Source organism: Streptomyces sp. NPDC000151 (assembly GCF_040301705.1).
In the GTDB taxonomy this organism is placed as follows: domain Bacteria; phylum Actinomycetota; class Actinomycetes; order Streptomycetales; family Streptomycetaceae; genus Streptomyces.
In genome coordinates this window covers 1-1060 of the sequence record NZ_JBEPFC010000320.1, presented here as the reverse complement: position 1 = coordinate 1060, position 1060 = coordinate 1, and the positions used below count along the sequence as shown (strand labels likewise).

Below are 1060 nucleotides of genomic sequence, written 5' to 3'. Positions count from 1 at the left end.
GCCGCGCGGGCCGCGGTCCGCGGGGCGACGAGCGGCGCGGCGGGCGGTCCGACGGGAGCTCCGGCGGGCGGCCCGGCGGGCGGTGCTGCCGGTGCACCTGCCGGTGGGGCATATCCCGGTGGCGGACAGTCGGCGGCCGGGGCGGAGGCGCCGCCGGCCGGTGGCTCGGCGGGCGCCGGTGGTGGTTCGGGCGATGCGCCGGGTGAGAGTGGACAGGCGGCCGGCTCGGGCTCCGGCCTGGGCTCCGGCTCGGGGCCCGGCTCCGGCGAAGAGGGCGGCGCGGCGTCGCGCCGTCCGGGCGCCTGGCCCGGCGCCGCGAGCGGACCGGGCGGAGCCGGCGGGCCCGGCGGCCCCGGCGAGGAGGCCGGTCAGCGGCCTGGAGCCTGGCCGACGAGCGGCGGTACGGCACCGCAGGCCGGCCCCCCGGCAGGCACGACCGGTACGGCCGACGGCGGCGCGGCCGGTGGCCGGCAGCCGGGCGGCTGGCCGACCGCGGCCGCACCCGGAAGCCAGGGCGGCGCGCCAGTACAGCAGCCGTCCGCCCCGCAGGCACCCGCACCCCAGTCGTCCGCACCGCAGGCACCCGCCCCGCAGCAGCCCGCGCCCCAGCCCCCCGCGCCTCAGCAGCCCGCGGGGCAGAGCCAGCAGTACGGCTCGGGGCAGCCCGCCGGTGCGCAGGGGCCGGGTCCCGGTGCGCAGGGCGCTGCTCAGGGGACCCAGCAAGTACGGCAGATGTGGCCGGACATTCTGGAGGCGGTGAAGGGCAAGCGCCGCTTCACCTGGATCCTGCTCAGCCAGAACGCCCAGGTCGCCGGGTTCGACGGGACGACCCTGCAGGTCGGCTTCCCCAACGCCGGTGCGCGCGACAGCTTCGCGAACGGCGGCAGTGAGGACGTACTGCGCGAGGCGCTGGCCGAGCGCTTCGGCGTGCAGTGGCGGGTCGAGGCGATCATCGATCCGTCGGGCGGCGCGGCCTTCTCCATCCGGACGACCAGCGGCAGCACGAACTGCGGTGCCGTGTCGCGGTCGGTCTCGGTATTACCGGTGCTGTGGGTCTCGG

The 1060-nt window shown here is 79.1% G+C and carries 1 pseudogene; it reads left to right on the top strand.

Features of this window, described 5'->3' with window-relative positions:
- Positions 1-732: 732 nt before the first annotated feature.
- Positions 733-1060: pseudogene (locus tag ABT381_RS35925) on the top strand (hypothetical protein); the annotation flags it as partial.